General features: G+C 45.2%; 17 protein-coding genes. 16 read left to right on the plus strand and 1 reads right to left on the minus strand.

The annotated features are described in order from the left end of the window. Positions 1 to 16: 16 nt before the first annotated feature. From VK097_RS03500 to spoIIID, 8 genes are all read left to right on the plus strand, one after another. On the plus strand, positions 17 to 934 hold the full coding sequence (locus VK097_RS03500; protein WP_324210415.1) for a S66 peptidase family protein: 918 nt from the start codon (positions 17 to 19) through the stop codon (positions 932 to 934). Between the two features lie 66 nt (positions 935 to 1,000). After that, positions 1,001 to 1,957, plus strand: a complete 957-nt coding sequence (locus VK097_RS03505; protein WP_324210416.1) for a C40 family peptidase — start codon at positions 1,001 to 1,003, stop codon at positions 1,955 to 1,957. Beyond that, entirely contained in the window at positions 1,957 to 2,976 is a 1,020-nt protein-coding gene (locus VK097_RS03510; protein ID WP_324210417.1) for an ABC transporter ATP-binding protein, read from the plus strand. The genes VK097_RS03505 and VK097_RS03510 overlap by 1 nt, the downstream gene beginning before the upstream one ends. A 232-nt stretch (positions 2,977 to 3,208) precedes the next feature. After that, on the plus strand, positions 3,209 to 4,330 hold the full coding sequence (gene spoIID, locus VK097_RS03515) for a stage II sporulation protein D (protein ID WP_324210418.1): 1,122 nt from the start codon (positions 3,209 to 3,211) through the stop codon (positions 4,328 to 4,330). A 278-nt stretch (positions 4,331 to 4,608) separates the two neighbouring features. Continuing rightward, positions 4,609 to 5,601: a stage II sporulation protein SpoIIQ gene (gene spoIIQ, locus VK097_RS03520; protein WP_324210419.1), complete on the plus strand. Its 993-nt coding sequence runs from the start codon at positions 4,609 to 4,611 to the stop codon at positions 5,599 to 5,601. Positions 5,602 to 5,892: 291 nt separating this feature from the next. Beyond that, positions 5,893 to 6,906 (plus strand): AimR family lysis-lysogeny pheromone receptor, encoded by a 1,014-nt coding sequence (locus tag VK097_RS03525; RefSeq protein WP_324210420.1) that lies wholly within the window; start codon positions 5,893 to 5,895, stop codon positions 6,904 to 6,906. A gap of 93 nt (positions 6,907 to 6,999) precedes the next feature. Next, positions 7,000 to 7,134, plus strand: coding sequence for a hypothetical protein (locus VK097_RS03530; protein ID WP_324210421.1), 135 nt, complete (start codon positions 7,000 to 7,002; stop codon positions 7,132 to 7,134). 599 nt (positions 7,135 to 7,733) lie between these two features. After that, on the plus strand, positions 7,734 to 8,018 hold the full coding sequence (gene spoIIID, locus VK097_RS03535) for a sporulation transcriptional regulator SpoIIID (RefSeq protein WP_324210422.1): 285 nt from the start codon (positions 7,734 to 7,736) through the stop codon (positions 8,016 to 8,018). Positions 8,019 to 8,586: 568 nt separating this feature from the next. On the opposite strand, the gene VK097_RS03540 is transcribed toward spoIIID, so the two are convergent. Beyond that, positions 8,587 to 9,630 (minus strand): nuclease-related domain-containing protein, encoded by a 1,044-nt coding sequence (locus tag VK097_RS03540; protein WP_324210423.1) that lies wholly within the window; start codon positions 9,628 to 9,630, stop codon positions 8,587 to 8,589. Between the two features lie 452 nt (positions 9,631 to 10,082). On the opposite strand from VK097_RS03540, the gene VK097_RS03545 reads away from it, so the two are divergent. The 8 genes from VK097_RS03545 (at position 10,083) to VK097_RS03580 (ending at position 18,904) form a co-directional block, all read left to right on the plus strand. After that, complete coding sequence (locus VK097_RS03545) at positions 10,083 to 11,084, plus strand: rod shape-determining protein (RefSeq protein WP_324210424.1); 1,002 nt, start codon at positions 10,083 to 10,085, stop codon at positions 11,082 to 11,084. Positions 11,085 to 11,400: 316 nt separating this feature from the next. Continuing rightward, positions 11,401 to 11,775, plus strand: a complete 375-nt coding sequence (locus VK097_RS03550; protein WP_324210425.1) for a DNA-directed RNA polymerase subunit beta — start codon at positions 11,401 to 11,403, stop codon at positions 11,773 to 11,775. Positions 11,776 to 11,884: 109 nt separating this feature from the next. Further along, complete coding sequence (gene fabZ, locus VK097_RS03555; protein ID WP_324210426.1) at positions 11,885 to 12,304, plus strand: 3-hydroxyacyl-ACP dehydratase FabZ; 420 nt, start codon at positions 11,885 to 11,887, stop codon at positions 12,302 to 12,304. Between the two features lie 463 nt (positions 12,305 to 12,767). Continuing rightward, positions 12,768 to 13,091 carry a hypothetical protein gene (locus VK097_RS03560; RefSeq protein ID WP_324210427.1) on the plus strand — a complete coding sequence of 108 codons (324 nt, stop codon included), beginning with the start codon at positions 12,768 to 12,770 and terminating at the stop codon, positions 13,089 to 13,091. Between the two features lie 185 nt (positions 13,092 to 13,276). After that, positions 13,277 to 13,780: a competence protein ComK gene (locus tag VK097_RS03565; RefSeq protein ID WP_324210428.1), complete on the plus strand. Its 504-nt coding sequence runs from the start codon at positions 13,277 to 13,279 to the stop codon at positions 13,778 to 13,780. A gap of 266 nt (positions 13,781 to 14,046) precedes the next feature. After that, on the plus strand, positions 14,047 to 14,913 hold the full coding sequence (locus VK097_RS03570) for a TetR/AcrR family transcriptional regulator (RefSeq protein ID WP_324210429.1): 867 nt from the start codon (positions 14,047 to 14,049) through the stop codon (positions 14,911 to 14,913). 53 nt (positions 14,914 to 14,966) lie between these two features. Next, positions 14,967 to 15,836, plus strand: a complete 870-nt coding sequence (locus tag VK097_RS03575; protein ID WP_324210430.1) for an efflux RND transporter periplasmic adaptor subunit — start codon at positions 14,967 to 14,969, stop codon at positions 15,834 to 15,836. Beyond that, complete coding sequence (locus VK097_RS03580) at positions 15,833 to 18,904, plus strand: efflux RND transporter permease subunit (protein WP_324210431.1); 3,072 nt, start codon at positions 15,833 to 15,835, stop codon at positions 18,902 to 18,904. The genes VK097_RS03575 and VK097_RS03580 overlap by 4 nt, the downstream gene beginning before the upstream one ends. The last annotated feature ends 48 nt before the right edge of the window (positions 18,905 to 18,952 follow it).

Genomic DNA, 18,952 nt, shown 5'->3' on the forward strand with positions numbered 1-18,952 from the left:
AAAAGGACTTGATCCGATGAAACCAATACGTTTGGCAAAAGGTGATATAATTGGTATAACAGCTCCGGCAAGCCCTGCCGACATGAAACGTGTGAAAGAGACAATTCCTTTTTTTGAACAGATGGGCTTGCATGTCAAGCTTGGCAAAACACTCGACCTGAAGCATGGGTATTTGGCCGGAAAAGATGCCGGTCGGCTTGCTGATTTTCATCAAATGATTGCTGATGATTCAATCAAAGCGATTATTTTTGCCCGCGGCGGTTATGGCACGGCAAGAATCGCGGACAAAATTGATTATCAGCTCATCCGGCAGAATCCTAAAATAATATGGGGCTACAGCGATATCACTTACCTGCATACAGCCATTCGGCAAAGAACCGGACTGACGACGTTTCATGGCCCGATGCCGGCATCTGATGTGGCTGATAATGATTTTGATGAATTGTCTGCAAGCATGTTTCGGCAGCTGTTTGAGCCTGCTGCGCTGTACTATTCGGAAAACATTTCCCCGCTGAATGTAATTGTTCCGGGTGAGGCGTGTGCGGAACTGGTTGGCGGGAATTTGTCACTTTTAATCAGCACACTCGGCACACCATATGAAATCGATACACACGGGAAACTGCTGTTACTGGAAGATATCGGAGAAGAACCATACCGTGTCGATTCCATGCTCAATCAGCTGAGGCTTGCCGGGAAATTGGATGCGGCCGCAGGAATCGTAATCGGGGATTTTGCTGAAGCCGATCCGCCGGAAGGGAAACCCTCCCTCTCCCTGGATCAGGTATTTTATGATTATTTTTACAGTCTGCCATGTCCGGTTATGTCCGGATTTAAAATCGGCCACTGCTTCCCGCATTTTTCCGTGCCATTAGGAGAAACGGCTGTCATAAATACAACGGACAAAACACTGACAGTCGAAGCAGGTATGAGATAGATTCATAATTTTGCTGACAAAGAAAGCAATGATCGGTGCAACAAGCGTGAAGAGGGGGAACTTCTGTTGACTAAACAATGGTTCGATCAATATTCAGAAGAGCTTTGGGTAACCGCGGTTCAGGTCGCAACGGTATGGACGTCACCGTCGTCACCCAGAACGATTGACGAAGACGGACTGAACAATCCGACTGACATCGATGGCTGGATCAGCAGTCTCAATTACGAATTAACCGTGGCTCTGTCCGATGAAAATCGTATACAGACGCAAACATTATACGGGGAAGCGGTCATTGTTACGGAAACAAGAGATGACTGGGCGCATGTCGTTATCCCGACGCAGCCCTCAGTAAAAGACGAACGAGGGTATCCGGGATGGATGCCGCTGCATCAGCTGAAAAAGGTGAATAAGCAGGGCTGGCAGCGCGAGGAATCAGCTGCGGTTACGTCACAGAATGCCTGGCTGGAGACTGAGGACGGCCAAAAGACAATGAAGCTCAGTTATATGACGATTTTGCCTGTTGAAACGAAAGCGGGTGCCCGTGTTAAGGTAAACACACCGCATGGTTATTATTATTTACAGGAAAATGACGTGGCGATTTTCCGGTCGGATCAGGGTCTGCCAAAGCAGCCGGGCGCTGGACTATTAAAAACCGGGACACCTTACGTGGGCCTGGATTATTTCTGGGGCGGCATGAGTTCATTCGGCTATGACTGCTCAGGTTTTGCCTATGCCATGCATAAAGCAAATGGCTACCTAATTCCGCGTGACGCCGGGGATCAGGCGCAATCCGGCCAACAAATACCATATGAGCGGCTGGAACCGGGTGATTTACTCTTTTTCGCCTATGAAGAAGGAAAAGGTAAATTGCATCATGTCGGATTTTATTATGGCAACGGAAAAATGCTCCACTCGCCGCAAACCGGACGGGGCATTGAGCTGATTGATCTGAAAGGCACGAAATATGAAAAAGAGCTTTGTGCTGCAACCAGATACTGGCAGCAAACAGAGGAGCAATCATAATGGCGGAGAAAATATTACAGCTTGAACGTTTGACAAAACATTTCAATATGGGCAAAGGTCAAATCCTGCAGGCAGTCAATGACGTGACGTTTCATATCAATAAAGGGGAAACATTCGGCCTTGTCGGAGAATCCGGCTGCGGCAAAACAACGGTCGGCCGCACCATTATGGCTCTCTACGATAAGACGTCAGGTGATGTTGTTTATGATGGTCAAAACGTACATGAACTTAACGACAAAGGAATATTTAATTTTTACCGTCACATGCAAATGATTTTCCAGGATCCGTATGCATCGCTGAATCCGCGTTCGACTGTCAAAGAAGTCATCGCAGAGCCGATGGAAGTTCATGGCCTTTATCCGAACAAGAAAGAGCAGCTTGACCGGGTCATTCAGCTTTTGGAAGAGGTTGGGCTGAATCGTGACCACGCCGAACGCTACCCGCATGAATTCAGCGGCGGGCAGCGGCAGCGGATTGGTATTGCACGTGCATTGGCACTTGATCCGGATTTTATCATTGCCGATGAGCCGATTTCCGCATTGGATGTGTCTGTTCAGGCTCAGGTTGTTAATCTATTAAAAAATTTGCAAGAGGAAAAAGGCTTGACCTTTTTATTCATTGCCCATGATCTATCAATGGTGAAGCAGATTTCTGACCGGATCGGTGTGATGTACTTAGGAAATCTAGTAGAACTGACCTCGAGTGATTCGCTTTATGAAAACCCGCTCCACCCGTATACACAGGCACTCCTGTCGGCCATTCCGATTCCGGATCCAGATATCGAGGATACACGGGAACGGATTATTCTGGAAGGCGAACTGCCAAGCCCGATTGACCCTCCGAGCGGCTGTGTGTTTCGCACGCGCTGCCCATTTGCGATGGATGTTTGTGCCCGGAAAAAGCCCGAGTGGCTTGAAGTGGAAAAAGATCATTATGTTGCCTGCCACTTGTACGATGAAACATGGAATAAGACGGGTCATCCGGACATAACAATCAATCAGAAGCCTGTGCGGTCATAACCACAGGCTTCTGATCGAATAGGTGTGATGGCAGGATGGATTTTTATAATCTCTGGTTCTATTGCTCTCCTCAACTGTATAAAATTTAATAGTAGAGGTTGTTCAAGAAGTCCGGTAAAAAGGATACTTTGAACTTCTTGGTCCTTTTTATCCTCCTTTTTGAACACACACACTAGTAGAAATGCTAGAGGCTGTACCTGCAGAATTTTATATAAGGTTAAGGAGGCAGTACATGAGAAAAGATAACATCATACAAAAGATCAGGAAAAAGCGGAAAAAACGTCAGTCCCAATCCCTGCAGCTTCTCCAAAAAAATAGAAAACCGGTGTCACTAAACAAATCTCCGGCATCATGGAAAGCATCCACCATACTATTTGTATCCTGCTTAGTGACGGTCATTTTGGTAGTTCCGACATTAATCGTAGTGCCGTTCATGTCCAGTTCGGGTGAACAGAAAGAATCCGTCGAAAAAAGCGGTGAAGATGTGGAGATTGCGATGGGTGATTCGCCGTTTGCTGTCGAAGTCATGCGTGCGAATTCTGAACAGGTTGAAAAAGTGCCGCTCGAGACCTACGTTTCCCGTGTAGTCGCCTCGGAAACCCCCGCTGAATTTGAAATGGAAGCCTTGAAGGCACAGTCCCTGGCCGCACGAACGTTTATCGTCAACCGTCTGCTGCATCAGGACAATGCCGACAAGCCGGATGTGACGGATACGACAAGTGACCAGGTGTACCATAATGAACAGGAACTAAGAAAGACAATGGGAAGCGACTACGATGAGGAAATGACCAAAATCAAAAAAGCAGTCGCAGCAACTAAAGGTGAAATTTTAACTTATAAGAATAACCCAATTACAGCCGCTTATTTTTCCACAAGCAACGGTTATACGGAAAACTCCGAGGATTATTGGAAAAATAAAGTGCCGTATTTGCGCAGTGTGGAAAGCCCGTGGGATAAAAATACTCAAAAATTCATGGATCAAAAAATATTGACGGTAAAAGAAATGGAAGATTCACTGGGATCGGAACTTCCGCCGCTTGAACAACTGTCAATGGAAATCACGAGAACAGACGGTAAACGTGTTGACCAGCTTAAGATTGGTGAGAAATCCTATTCAGGACGGAAAATTCGCGAAGAGCTGGGATTAAAATCAAGCGATTTTTCCATCGAGAAAAAGAACGATCATCTGATTTTCACAACAAAAGGATTCGGCCACGGCATCGGCATGAGCCAGTTTGGTGCAAACGGTATGGCCAAAGAAGGGAAAACATATAAGGAAATTGTAAAGCATTATTATCAGGGAGTTGAAATCAGCACCGTTTCCGATACCGCACCGAAATTAGTCGCTAAATAGTTCATATGCATGCCCGGGATATGATGTCCCGGGTATTTTTGTATTCCAGGGCAGACCAGCGGCCCTAAACGGTAAAACAGCACTGCACATCGGAAGAAATTTTATCACCCAAAACTTCTAAACCACCGTAAAATCTGTCAAATCCCTCTCCCAACAACCATATTAACCCCTTACTTTATCCCGGTTTTCAGAAAAAATGCACAAAACCGGGAATTTTTTTGATTAAAATGTATAGTTTCCAATTTTTCTGCTCAGAATGGTTGTTGAGGTGATGAGACATGAAAGAAGAAAACAATGGCACTCCAAAAAATAAATGGAGTCGCATTTTCCGGAAGAAGTGGTTCTTTCCGGCAGTCTACCTGACCATAGCTGCACTACTTCTGTCGCTGGTGGTATGGTACCAGAATCTTGGCAATCAGATTGACGAAAGCCAGGAAGAAAATACAGAGGAGTACTCACCAGTCGAGAATGATGAAGAGGCACAGCCAGTCATGGATCAGCAGGAAGTTGTTCAAGCGCCTGTCGAAAACATGGATCAAGCAGAAATCGTAACTAAATACTATGACTACAACGCAGACCAGGAAGCTCAGGAGAATGCAATCGTCGTATTCAACGACCGTTACTATCAAAGTACAGGCATTGATATTGCATCTGCTGAAGGTGAAACATTTGATGTGTTGGCGTCATTGAGTGGAACAGTCAGCGAAATCAAGGAAGATCCATTGCTTGGCAAAGTCGTAACACTGACACATGACAGTGGCGTCACAACGCATTATGCCAGTTTAGGAGACGTTCAGGTTTCCGCTGACCAAAAAGTCAAGCAGGGAGAAGCCATCGGAACCGCGGGCAAAAATCTTTTCGGCAAGGACAATGGCACTCATCTCCATTTCGAAATAAGAAAAGATGGAGAGGATGTTAATCCGGAAAACTTCTTCAATCAGCCATTAAGCGCACTTGATGAAGCTACGTCCGATAAGGAAGAAGCGGAAGGCGGAGACGCAGAGTCTGACGGAAGCGAGCAATCAGAAGCACCGGAAGAGGATAATACTGAATCCGATTCCGATGGTGCAGCAGAAGAAGGCGCTGATTCTGAAGGCTCTAAGAAGGAAAGTGAAGACTCTGAAGACTCTAAGAAGGAAGGCGCAGACTCTGATGGCACAGAAGACAGCGAATCCGGCTCGTCTGACAATGAGAATCCGGAATCTGACGGAAGTGAAGGCGGCAATCAGGACGATGACTCGACTGATGTGACAAGACCTGGAAATGAATAACCGGTGCGGAAGATGAAAATATATATCCTTCATCTTCCACATCACAAAACGTTTCATCTATTCATATCAGAACCCTAGTGATCATTCAACTAGGGTTATTTTTTTGTTGATTAGCCAAGTTTTTTAAGTGTTTTAAAGCGCGATTTCTATCATCTGTGCGAAAATTGTCGAAGGAAATTGCTATTATTTGGCGAATTTTGTGTTATTATATAGATATATAGAATATAGACTTCTTAACAAATTTCCGTTATGTACTTAAACCCATACCCATTTTGATTAGGAGGGGTATTCATGCCTGATTCAGTCGCAGCCTTGTCTACTGATGACAAGCTGAGGATGGAACAAATTTTGCTAATATTGCGGCAGGATTACGATGAGCATACTGTCCACCAGCTGATGCGAAAAATTTGCTATGAAACGATCTCCGGGGAAATCAGAAAAAAGGGTATGGAATTTTTATATATGAATGGCTATTATGATGATTTGCAACAGTTAATCATCAGGAATAAATCTTCAGAATCTCTCTCCATCCGGAACTGGGCCGATGTATATCAGCTGATGCTGGACCGGAAGCAAAGACGGTATCCGGAAAATGAAATTTTAACCCGTGCTGACACATTTCAGACAGAGGAACCTGAGCTGGAGTGCCTGCTCGAATTTATAAAGACATCAATTTATTTTAAACGGTGTGAATACGGAAGATTAGGCAACATCATGGAGAAACAGCAATACTTATTCGGAAAAATAGATGACGGCTTCTTGCTTGAATTTTTCCGCAGCCGTTCATATCACTATTCATTCATTTATTACCTTGCCCGTAATGAAGTGATCATTGCACGCAAGTATGCTTTTCGGGTCCTTATGCAAACAGCCAATCCCGAAACTAAAATCAGCCTGCATATGGCTCTTGGATTGTCGTACATTTTTGACACATATTTTCAGGCGATGTATCACTTTAAGGAAGCACTGAAAATCGCACAAAAAGAAAATCAGGATAAGATTGTGGAGATAATCGAACAGAATAATATTCCTTTTATTTCAGCACATTTTAACAAGGTTGAAGGGGTTACATCTACGGATAAAAGTGAGCAAGCTCATCTTGAAATAGCTAAAGGTAACTACGCCGGAGCGGAGGCCATTTTAAGCGAGATAGAAATCAATACCCCATTCAGGCTGTACTATTTGGGACTCGCAAAAAAGGATAAAACTATTCTTTTACAGTCATACAACCAATTTATTGAAAAAAGAAGCGACTATTTCTTCAGCAGACTGCCGCTAAATGCGCTTCAGAAAATGAACAGTTAGTTTTTATTTTGATGAAGGTGCCACGCGCACACATGAATTTGTTTGATATGAAAATAGGGTCGGCTTTTAAAATTAATTGAAAGGAGCTTAAAATTGAAAAAATTCATTGTTTCGTTGGGTGTAACTGCAACATTGCTGTTAGGTGTATTGCCGTTTGGATCAACAAGCATAGCGGGAGACCAGCCGCCAGTTGTGAATTATGATCCGGATTTGGGAGACGTGATGTAGTGACAGAGAGGTATTATTCATAAAAGAATCGACTCCGGATAAGTGTTTTGCAGCAGCGTCATACACCGTTAATCCGGGAATGATTTGTTTTTCTGATATGCTCAGTTTTGGGCAAAGAGCATTAAAGCCGTATCCCTATTTTCATTTTTTATTATATCTGAAAAAGAATAAAAAATCGAGTGATTCCCGAATTATTTTCAAAGACCAGGTGTCTGTTGCAGATTTCGGGGATTTTTTGATTCATCCCCGTTTACAATGAAGCTGCCCCTGTGATGTTGTCAAAAAAACGTCTTGTCCTCATTTCTCCAAAGATGCAAATTTAATCATAATCCTCCCTGAACGTTAATAAAATATTACAAACCAAGCATTCAGAAAAGTCTGAGGTGAGAGCTTGTGTAGCTTTCCATCCAGCTATCCGAATTTTCATCCAATACATACAAACGTCATATGCGAAGGGGTTTTTCTTCAGTTGATCCAATAAAGAAAATACAGCCAGAGCTGCACAGAAGAATTGTCCAGAAGATAAGTGAACAGTGTAACATGTATCACCTTGTCTCAAACCACACCTCGGAAATATCCAACTTAGGGAGGCGAACGGTGTGCACGATTACATCAAAGAAAGGACAATCAGGATAGGCAAATATGTCGTGGAGACGAGGAGAACTGTCCGATTGATTGCCAAAGAATTTGGTGTCTCCAAAAGCACAGTCCACAAAGATTTAACAGAACGCTTGCCGGAAATAAATCCCGAACTCTACAACCAGGTCAAAGACGTACTCGACTACCACAAATCAATCCGCCATCTCCGCGGAGGCGAAGCAACCCGTAACAAATACAGAGATGACCATAGGACAGAAAACTCCACCTTCAAGCCGGTAGGATAATGTGAGCTGACTGCCACAATTGACGACCACTAAAGGAGGTGGTACCACCACAGCACCACAATCCACGTCTGAGGAGGTGCAGTTGATACCTAGAAAACCCGGCCCATGTGCGGCCGGGTTTTTAAGGCAGGTGCAGTCAAGTCAGGGAGGAGCTGTGAGCGCGGGAACTTCCGCCCGAGCGGGGGAACTTCAGCCCGAGAATGAAATGTTCTGCTCGAGCACGGGAACTTCCGCCCGAGAATGAAAAGTTCTGCCCGAGCGCGGGAACTTCAGCTCGAGAATGAGATGTTCAGCCCGAGCGCGGAAACTTCCGCCCGAGAATGAAAAGTTCAGCCCGAGCGCGGGAACTTCAGCCCGAGAATGAAATGTTCTGCCCGAGCACGGAAACTTCAGCCCGAGAATGAAATGTTCAGCCCGAGCGCGGGAACTTCAGCTCGAGAATGAAATGTTCTGCCCGAGCGCGGGAACTTCCGCCCGAGAATGAAATGTTCTGCCCGAGCGCGGGAACTTCAGCCCGAGAATGAAATGTTCTGCCCGAGCACGGAAACTTCAGCCCTAGGATCAACAACTAATCAAGCGTTTGTTTTGCAAAATTGTTCCTAAAGTTGATCGGGATGGTAGAATTTTGTGGGAAGTCATTAATTGGAGGTGAGAAATACACCCTGGCACTAGTGTTTCCGGTCTTTTGTAGGTTCATCGAATTCATTATAACATGTGCTGTTTTTGGAGAAACAATCTGCAGCAATTCACGGCATTGTTTATTAGTAATCGTTGTGCCATGGAGAAGAAAGTAGTCAAGGATAGCACGTTCGTGGGCATTGTAACTGATAGCAGAACAGCATGGGCACAGCCATCTTTTGTACAGACGTTTCATCGGATGTTTATAGCACTTTTCACAAGGCACACCTTTTATCAGATGATGTTTGCTTATGTTGTGCTGCTGTATAATGTCTGTCCGGAGTGGTTTGTTTTCCTTTAATAAGATGCGGCACAATTTCTTGATGTCTGAATTGGTGAGGATGTTCTTTGTGTAGCTGCCGCTTAATCTGTCAAGATGCTGATGGAGGCTTTCGTTATGAATGACCTTCTTATAAACTTCCGGATCTCGTGTGTCATTTTCGATAATGGTTGAGGGGTAAGCAACAACAACAAGTGTCTCAATCGGGATATTGAAAATGCCAAATCGTGCAAGCCATCCCTGCAAATGATTTTTTTGTGCCTCGGCTTGCAAAATCGGATCTTTGTAGGATTTCACCTCTCCATTTACGATCTGTGTTAACTGGCGCTGCTCTGAATTGTAATTAAATGTTCCTTTCTGATTTTTTATCTCGAGAATGTAAATGGCTTTTTTTGTCAGGATCAGCGTATCGATTTGAAAATAAAATGGAGGGTTTTCCAGACGGATGCCTTGAAAAACGAAGAAATCTTTACGCGGGTATGTGGAAAGTTTGTAGTCAACATTCTTCTCGCCGTCATAACCTGCCTTTACCCGTTTGTATTCTGAAACGATGGATTCATGCTGTCGGTACTGTTCCAGAATACATCTGAACAGCGCTTCATAGGCGAGAAGTTCGTGGGCTTTCTTTCGTTGCAATACTGTTGTCGGGAACAAAAGTTCATCACTCCTTATTGAAATTTGATTGATCAGGATTATTATTCGACATCATAATGTAAATTCCTGCTAAAAATACAATTATATTTTAAAAATAACGTGAGGCTCAAACGTCGGGGTATGGGCGGGAGCTGGCAAATATGTTTCCGAGCGCCAAAACACGGGCACGAAAACGAGAACATGGGCGGAGCTCGCAAGCATGAACGCAAGCGGAAAAACATGAACACAAAACTGCAAATAACGACACAAAATCACAAACACCACTTTGATTTCCGAGGCGCTCTTCCCCGGTATAACCGTATCAACCACACCCGCCGCATAGTGAATTTTTCCTGAGCTTTTTTTCACAAATTGCAGTTATATATCATGTTTTGTGGTAAAATATAATATTAGCGGAATTGTGTTTACATATGGATACGAGAAAGTATTTGATAGCAGGGAGGACTAAACGAATGTTTTCAAGGGATATCGGGATTGACCTGGGAACTGCCAATGTGTTGATCCACTTGAAAGGAAAAGGAATTGTTTTGAATGAACCCTCCGTTGTGGCGATCGATAAGAATACCGGCCGCGTGCTTGAGGTCGGAGAGGAGGCGTACCGCATGGTTGGGCGGACGCCTGGCAATATTGATGCGATTCGCCCGCTGAAAGATGGTGTGATCGCCGATTTTGATATGACAGAAGCGATGCTGCGGCATTTTATCGATAAAATTAATGTCAAAGGATTTTTCACTAAACCGAAAATGCTGATTTGTTGTCCGACAAATATCACCAAAGTTGAGCAAAAAGCGATTAAGGAAGCGGCTGAAAAATCCGGCGGCAAGAAAGTTTATCTGGAGGAAGAGCCGAAAGTGGCTGCGGTCGGTGCCGGCATGGAGATATACCAGCCGAGCGGGAACATGGTCGTGGACATTGGCGGTGGCACAACGGACGCAGCGGTGTTGTCGATGGGCAACATTGTAACGGCTGAAACGGTTAAAGTGGCCGGGGACAATTTTGATATGGAGATTCTTCAGTACATCAAAAAAGAATATAAACTGCTGATCGGGGAACGGACAGCTGAGGATATCAAAGTGAATGTCGCAACCGTTTGGGAAGGTTCGCGCAATGAGGAAATGGAGATTCGCGGCCGTGATATGATGAGCGGTTTGCCGCGTACAATAACAGTTTACTCAGAAGAAATTGAAAAAGCACTCCGGGAGCCGGTTTCCATAATTGTGCATGCCGCTAAGCAAGTGCTGGAGAAAACACCGCCCGAATTATCGGCTGATATCATTGACCGCGGCGTTATCCTGACCGGCGGCGGTGCGCTGACGCATGGAATCGATCAGCTTCTTGCCGACGAGCTGAAAGTCCCTGTCCTCATGTCTGAAGACCCGATGGATTGTGTTGCCAAAGGGACAGGCATCATGCTGGAAAACATCGACAAAATCGAACGGAAAAAGATCGTTTAATCTGTTTTGGCAAGTCTGCGGCTGGCAACATACGAGGCTGTAATCCACCTCGATGGTGTGCTTTCAAAAAACGAAGTATATGCCCCTGCTGTGGTGGCCATAACCGGATCAATTCAGTGAAATGGACAAAATTCGGGTTGACGTGGTAACGTAAATAAAATGACGGGAAATTTACCGGATTAATAGAAACATTTGGGGAAAATGTCACTGCACTAAATTCGGAAAAAATTCCAAAGCAAGCACTCTGACATTCGTGACCCGAAAACACCAGCATCAAGAATTCACATGCAACAACAGAAGTAAGGAGAAACAAACCATGCCAACAGACGTGAAAGAAAAAAACGGACAGCGTAATAAAGCGGCAGAACAGGAGAAAGAACAGCAGCGGGAAAAGACTCCGGGCAAGGTGACGCGCAAAAAACAAAAGCAGCACCAGGAAACGGCGACAGATGAAGCAACAAGGAAAGAACAAAAGAAAAAGCGGAGACAAGAAAAGCGTCAAAACAAAAAGCCGCGCCGCCGTATTTTTCCAATCTGGCAGCGGATTATTGTTGTTCTCGTTCTTTCGGCAATTGCACTGATAGTCGGTGTGATGGTTGGCTATGGTGTAATAGGAGACGGCAATCCAATTGATGCATTAAAATGGGAAACATGGCAGCATATTATCGATATCGTCGTAAAAGAAGAATAATGCATGTCCGCCGAATACGGGCATGTTTTTTGTTTTAATAAAATCCCCGGAAAACAGCGAGCATCTGTTATAATGATAGCATCTTACATATTATACGAGGAGAGATTGCATGGATATCAACCAAATCAAAGACACCATCCCGCATCGCTATCCTTTTTTGCTGGTTGACAAAGTAACCGAAATAGAAGAGGGCAAGCGGGTTGTTGCAATAAAAAATGTAACAGCAAACGAGCCATTTTTCCAGGGGCATTTTCCTGACTATCCAGTCATGCCCGGTGTGCTGATTGTGGAAGCGTTGGCGCAGACCGGCGCGATTAGCGTGCTTGGTATTGAGGAAAATCAGGGCAAAATCGGCTTTCTCGCAGGCCTTGACAAATGCCGGTTCAAACGCGAGGTAAAACCGGGTGATCAGCTGCGGCTGGAAGTTGAGATTATCCGCTTGAAAGGCCCGGTCGGCAAAGGAAAGGGCGTCGCAACCGTTGACGGCGAAGTAGCCTGTGAAGGCGAAATCACCTTTGCGATAAAGTGAAACTCGGGGAAAAGTGAAACTTCGAGACTGGGACATAACTAAATGATCAATTACAAAGATGAACATTAGACTCCTAAAGCGGAGGAAATATACGTAGACTCCTGCGGGAGCAAAGGCATAGGTGAGACCCCGGAGTGCAAAAGCACGAGGAGGCTCACCAGCCGCCCGCGGAAAGCGAAGTATATTTCCGGAGCGAGGTAAATGCACCAATTATAATTTCTAGTTAGTTCGGACAAAATCGCACATTTACTGGCATTTGGCTTCCTGCTCTTACTGCCAGTTAGCTGCGTGATTAAATAATCATCTTGTCTGATTCTCCACCTCAGCTGTGGGGGATTTTTTAATTTCCTTACAAATCATTGAGCTGCCTCCACACTAAATAACCTCTAAAAAACTGAGTATCACTTTTTATAAAATGGTTAAGCTATAAACGAAAGTGAACTAAAAAGGAGGGACAATACAGATGCAGCGTAAATGGCTTATAAAAATCGGTGCGCCAATTTTGGCATTGTCACTGGTTGCTGCTTGCGGAAATGATGAGCAGCAAGATCCGGCTGGTGAAAATGAGGACGAAGCACCGCTGAATCAGGAGGAAGACAATCCTGATATGAACGGTGATAACCAGGATGATCCGCAGCTGGATAACGGCAACGATAATGGCACAAATGAAGATGGAACAGATACTAATCAGGATGGCATGAATGGCAACGATAATAAAGACAATGACGGAAACCAGAATGATGGAAATAATGACAATCCGCTTGACGAAGAAGAAAACAATAATTAAACGTTTACGACTTAAAAATCCCCTTTTCTATATTAGGGGATTTTTTATGCGGGTGTGCGATTCCGGCAAAAAACAACCGGAAATACTTATAAAATTTTTCCAATTTTAATAGATAATCCCGGAAGAAAGTAGTACAATAGTCACAGATTATAAAAATGTCACAATTTTACATCAAGGGGGATTCAATGGGAGAAAATTTTGCATCGCCGGTGTACATTATCACCGAGCATACGAAAGCTATATTGACGAAAGACTCTGCTTATTACCGTTCACGGATTTTAGAGGTGTCACAGGAGCTGAATTCGGCACTCAGGCCTGAACAAATCATCGATAACACGTGTATATTATACGGCTCAACACTGCAGGGGCGGCGAGATTCAGCGAAGGATCTCTTGAAAGTAAAAAGTAAAGTTCCGGTGCCGGTCATTCCTGAAAAAGGGGTTTTTATGCTGCCGACTTGTGCTTCCAAAAACAAGAACAATGTATGGGTTTCTTTTTATCACATAAAATCTTTTGAAAGGCAGGGTAACGGGACATATGTGTCGTTTTATGACGGAACCGGATTGTTTATTAATACATCGGAATCCACATTTGATATGCAATTTAAACGGACAGGCCAGATCATTGCCAGGCTGAACCGCTCATTCTTTTTTGGCAGCGGTCCATATTGGTGGAGGCGTCGTTATTAGACTTAAGAATCGTTTCACATTCTGATTCTTTTTCTTGCTTTCATGAACTGTGCCGTGTAAAATTGAAAAGTGACTGACTGGTTAGTACAGTTTTTAGATGACAACTTCAATAATTAGGGTGCTTTTTCCCAATGAATGTCAGTTGAACGAACCGGATCTTAACGGGCAGCTGATCTCCCGCTTATCTTTCCTGGTATCCTTGAAATGATTGAAGAGGGGTTCTGCTGCCCGTTAACGCGGAATAAACTCGAAACCGGGTGTTAAAATTGAATGCGAAAAAAATAAAATTAATTGAAGCCGGGATGAAGCTGTTTGCCGAAAAAGGCTACCATATGACCTCGGTTGAAGCAATTGCAGAAGGTGCGGGCGTCTCCAAAGGCGCCTTTTATTTGCATTTCCAATCCAAACAAGACTTCATCATGACGGCGTTTCATTACTATCACCAGGAGATTGCCGGACGGATTGAATACGTCCAGCAAGAAAATCTTCCGCCACGCGATAGTTTTGCCAAACAGATTGAAGTGGTGACAACATACATTTACCAGTATAAAGATTTTTTAACGATGCACCTTTATCAAAATATTTCAATCGGGGAAAATACGGATGCATTCATTCAGGAGATGAATACGCAAAATTTTCACTGGCTGCGGCAAAATGTTATCAATATCTATGGTGACCAAATGGCATCCTATGAACCTGATATCATTATCCAGATTGAAGGGCTGATTAACGGTTATTTCAAATGGATTATTATTGCCGGAATTCAGATTGACGGAAACCAATTGGGTGCTTACATCGTAAGAAGGATGGATGATCTCGTCAGCGGCTTACTGGCACGAAAAGAAACACAGCTGGTCACGGCAGCCCGAATACCGAATGCTTACTACCAGGGGCAGAAGTCCGTCTCCGAAGTATTAAACGCCATGAAAACCAAGATTGAGACGCTGGAGTTGTCTAAGGAAAAGGCGGGCAAACTGAAAGAAGTCCTTGTAGTCACCCAGAACGAAGCGGAAAAAGAACATCCGCAAAAAGCCGTAATTCAGGGGATGCTAGTTCACTTTCAGCGTATCCCGGCGTTTGAAACAGAATGCAAGGAACTCGCGCGTCTTTTGCATATGGATTTGCTGGATTAGTAAACAATCCCTTTACAGTCGATTACATAAAACGAAAAAGAGGAGTTACAGCCATGCGAAAATTATTTTTAACGGCAGCAGCAATTTTACTGATAAGTGTGCTTGCTGCATGCAGTCAGAACGAAGACGACAACGCAGAACAAGAGGAACAGGCAACGGCAGTCGAAACAGCCGAAGCAACAAATGGTGATCTGGTCATCGAAAAATCATTATATGGCCGTACCGAGCCCAGCAGCACAACACCTGTGGCGGTGCAGTCTGCAGGGGAGATCACTGAACTCGAAGTCGAAAACGGCGATACAGTGGAAGAAGATGACCATTTGGCGACTATTCAAACGGCTGCCGGCAACAAAAATATTTATGCGCGGGAAGCTGGTGAGATAGCCCAATTGACAGCAGAAGAAGGATCGATGGCCTCGCCTGATTCCGGTCCGCTCATGGTCATTGCTGATTTTGATCCGATGACAATCAATCTGACCGTTGCCGCTGAAACACTTGACCTATTGAAAACAGGGGATACGTATCCTGTTATGATTGATGATCAGGAATATGAAGCTGAAGTCATCTCTGTCGGAACGATGCCCGATGATACCGGGCTTTATCCAGTAGAAGCTGAGATTGGCAACGAAGAGGGCAACATTAAGACAGGAGTTGTTGCCAGCATGAATGTGCCGGAAAACCGGGTGAAAGATTCAATCATCCTGCCGACTGAAGCGGTTGTCACCGAAAGCGGCGAGTCATTTGTTTATGTTGTAAAAGACAATCAGGCGGTGAAAACGAACGTGACGATTAAGGAAAGCCAGTCTGAGAAGACAGCTGTCGAAGGTGATGTCGCTGAAGGCGACCAGGTTGTTGTCAATGGCTTATTGACCCTGTCAGATGGCAAGGAAGTCAATGTCATCGAAGAGGGGGATAATTCTTGAAGCTCGTCAATACATCTGTCAAACGGCCTGTCGGTGTCATCATGATCGTCCTGGCGATTATCGCCCTTGGGACAGTGTCACTGCGAAATTTGAATGTCGATTTGTTTCCGAAAATTGATTTGCCGATCGCAGTCGTCGCAACATCGTATGAAGATGCAGCACCACAGGAAGTCGAAAATTTAGTCAGCCGGCCGATTGAATCCTCAGTCAGTTCGGTGGAGGGGATCCAGACGGTTCAGTCCCAGTCGCAATCCGGGTCATCCCTTGTCATCATGATGTTTAATAATGGTACAGATCTCGATCAGGCACTGCTCAACGTGCGTGAAAGTGTTGACCAGGTGAAAGGCATGCTGCCGGATGGAGCCGGCGAACCCAGTATCATGCGGTTCAGTCCTGATCAATTGCCCGTCATGTGGGTTGGCCTGACCGGTGATGAAGCTTCAGAACTGACGAAAGTCGCTGACGATCAGATCGTGCCGTTTTTTGAGCGTCAGAGCGGTGTCGCATCTGTCACCGTTGAGGGATCCAAAGAAAGGGAAATCCAGATTGTCCTTGATAAGGCAAAAATGCAGCAGTATGGTGTGACGGCACAGACCATTACTCAGTCATTGAACAGCTCGAATCAATCGGCATCTGTCGGTAAAGTTGAAAAAGGGAATAAAGACCTGCAGCTGAGAGTGACCGGCGAATTTGAATCAGTTGATGATATTAAACAAACAATTGTTCAAACCGAATCAGGTGGTACTGTTCACGTTGATGAACTTGCCGAAGTGAAGGATACGTACAAAGATTCGTCGGGGGAAACATTGGTAAATGGCGAATCCGCTGTCGTGCTGTCTATCATGAAACAGACCGATGCCAACACAGTTGAAGTCGCAAACAATATCAATGAGAGCATGAAAGAAATTGAAGGGGAACTTCCTTCAGGTGTCCAGTCGGATGTCATCATTGACACGTCTGAATACATTAAGATGTCGATCAGCTCAGTCGTGCAGAATATCTTGATTGGCGGGGCTATTTCATTCCTGATTCTACTGTTGTTTTTGAAAAGCCTACGTGCAACGATTGTTATCGGCTTGTCAATTCCAATTGCCATCATTTCAACGTTCACCCTGATGTATTTTACCGGGGAAACGCTGAACGTGCTCACACTGGGCGGACTTGCACTCGGTCTCGGGATGATGGTCGACAGTTCGATTGTCATACTCGAACATATCTTTACGTACAGACAGCGCGGCCATACGCTGGTCGAATCAGCGATCAAGGGCGCCTCTGAACTGGCGCCGGCCGTTATCGCCTCTACAACAACGACATTGGTTGTATTTCTGCCAATGGTCTTTGTTGAGGGGATAGCTTCTGATATGTTCACACCATTGGCACTCGCTGTATCATTCTCACTGATTGCATCGCTCGTTGTGGCCGTAACACTGGTACCAATGCTGTCATCCAAACTGCTTGCCAAAGCAACTCAGGAGAGCGGAAGACGTTATTGGTTTAACCGTCTTCTTGACCGGGTGAACAATGGTTATCGCGCGGTGCTGAAATGGGTTCTGGGACATCGGAAAACGACCGTATTTGGAACAATCGCTGTTATTGTTGGAAGTCTGGCGCTCATTCCGATGATTGGCGCATCGTTTATTCCTTCATCAGATCAGGGACAGCTCCAGATAACGGTCGAAACCGCTCCAGGAAGCTCACTTGCACATACACAGGAAGTGACCGAGCAAGTCAGTGACAAGTTAGAAGCGTACGATGATGTGATGGAAACGAGTTATTTGAATGTCGGCAGCAGTGGAGGCGGGGGTGCGCCAATGGCATCGTCAGGCAACCAGGCGACATATATGCTGCAGCTGATTCCTGCGTCTGAACGGTCAAAGGATACCGATGACGTTGTTGAATCCATTAGTGAGGATGTGTCATCGGTCCCGGGGGCAGAGATATCCGTCATGGCAACTGACAGTGCTTCGGGAATGGGCGATCCGGTCCAAATCAGCTTGAAAGGGCCTGAACATGATGTGCTCCGTGAGCTGGCCGATGAGGTGACAGGTGCCATTTCTGAAGTTGATGGCGTCCATAATGCGACATCATCAGCTGACGAGGGTGCCCCGCAAATGAGTATTGAAGTCAATTCGGAAAAAGCCGCTATGTACGGACTTACTGAGCAGCAAATCATCAATCAGATCCAGCTCCAGTTCAATGGGCAGACGGCGGCACAATACCGTGAAGAAGGCAATGAGATGAATGTGACGCTGATGTATCCGGAAGAGGAACGGAGTACGATCAGTGATGTGGAAAACATGACCATTCAATCCCAGAGCGGTGCTGCGCTTCCTCTGTCATCACTGGTCAAGTTGAAAGAAGTTCAAGGTCCGGTATCACTGCAGCGCGAAAATCAGCAGCCGCAAGTGAACGTGACATCAGAAATTATCAACCGTGATTTGGGAAGCGTTGTGGGCGATGTTGAACAGAAGTTGGATCAAATGAGCATCCCTGAAGGTTACAGTTACGAAATCGGCGGTCAGGCACAGGATATGGCCGATTCATTCAGGGATTTATCCATTGCACTGGTATTCTCGATTTTCCTCGTTTATGCCGTGATGGCTGTCCAGTTTGAAAACTTCCTGTTCCCGTTCATTATCATGTTCTCACTGCCGGCAACCGTTGTCGGCGTACTGGGCGGTTTGTTTGTCACCGGTCTGCCGCTGAGCATCCCGGCATTTATCGGGGTGATTATGCTCGCCGGTATAGTCGTTAACAACTCAATCGTGCTTGTTGACTATATTAATATCGTCAGGGAGAAAGGCAAGGACCGATACGAGGCGATACTTGAAGCGGGACCAAGCCGCTTGCGTCCGATTTTGATGACGACGCTGACGACGATTCTCGCTATGGTGCCGCTCGGCCTTGCGTTAGGTGAAGGCGCTGAAATGCAGCAGCCGCTAGCTGTAACGATTATATTCGGCCTGACAATCTCGAGTATCTTCACGTTATTGCTGATTCCGGTCGTGTACACACTATTTGATGATCTGGCAGCAAAAATCACACGCCGGCGTAAAAAAGCTGAATAATGATTGAAGAAGAGCTCCCTGCTGTGGCGGGGAGCTTTTGTCGTTCTA

This window comes from Lentibacillus sp. (genome assembly GCF_035301675.1).
Taxonomy (GTDB): domain Bacteria; phylum Bacillota; class Bacilli; order Bacillales; family Amphibacillaceae; genus Lentibacillus.